Raw genomic sequence first — 1266 nt, forward strand, 5'->3', positions numbered from 1 at the left:
AGTACGATGACAAGGGGATGATACTGAAGCAAAGTCTGAACACCGGACAAGAGACTGTCGTTGATTACAAGAACTCGACAGAACCTTATTTCTGGTCATTGCCAACAACCGTTACTACCAAATTGAAAGAGGGGCAGTCACGTGTTGAAACGTATCAATATAACAATCAGGGTAGCACAACTCAGTTCGCTATTAGGGAAAATACGATAGGTGGTAAATTGCTTGCCCAGACGGATTTCGAGTATGATGCTTACGGTAATCCCAATGTAACGACGATGAAAGACACGACCAACAATATTGTAAGCACACAATTTTATGAATCACCTTATGGTCGGCATTTATTGACGAAAGAATCGCTGGCAGTCAGGTCTGTGGATAATACATTGAGTACCTTATCCAAGCTGTATTCGTATACAGCAATGGGTGATTTACAATCCATGACGGATGAAGCTGGCAAGGTGACAGAATATTCATATGATCCAATCGGCCGAATGAAACAGATCTCATACAGTGACGGTACGAAGCAATCCGTGCAATATGACGATGCACTTTATTCAGTAACCAGTACAAGTCCTGACGGATTGGTTACAACGAATACATTCAATCCTTTAGGCCTCATGACACAAGCAGTTCAGGACAACTCGGTATATCGATATTTCTACAATAAAGAAGGAAATTTGGAGCAACTGATCGATGCCGAACAAAACTCTACGTTATTCGCATATGATGCATTCAATCGATTACAACGTACGATTTATGCAGATCTAACAGAAGATACAGTGGACTATGATTGGGCTCATCTGACGACCACCTATACAGATGCAAGTGGGAATAAACAGCGCGAAACATCCGATGTATTAGGACAGGTTATGCTGTTGGAAGAGAACAATAACGGTAGTTTCATCCCACTAACGAAATTGACATATGATCTGGATGGTAATATTCTCAGCAGCCAGGATGGTAACGGACAAATCACGACCTCTACGTATGATGTTCTAGGTAGATTGAGTAAAGTGACCGATCCCGAACAACGTACGACAGGCTATACATTTAGTCAGGCAGGTAATCTAACGAGTATGAAACTTCCAGATCAGACAACCATCCATAAACAATATGATGAACTGGGCAGACTAACACGTCAGATTAATCAGGAGAACCAAGTAGCATCCTATTATTATGATGCACGTGGGAATGTCATTAAATATGTTAATTATGCAGGTCAAACGGCGGAATACAAGTATAATGATGATAATCTATTAACGGAGA

1 pseudogene is annotated in these 1266 nt (G+C 41.0%); it reads left to right on the forward strand.

Annotated features, from left to right (window positions below):
• Window positions 1-1266, forward strand: a pseudogene (locus tag AC1TO8_RS23815) (polymorphic toxin-type HINT domain-containing protein); the annotation flags it as partial.

The organism is Paenibacillus sp. Y859, from assembly GCF_056786405.1.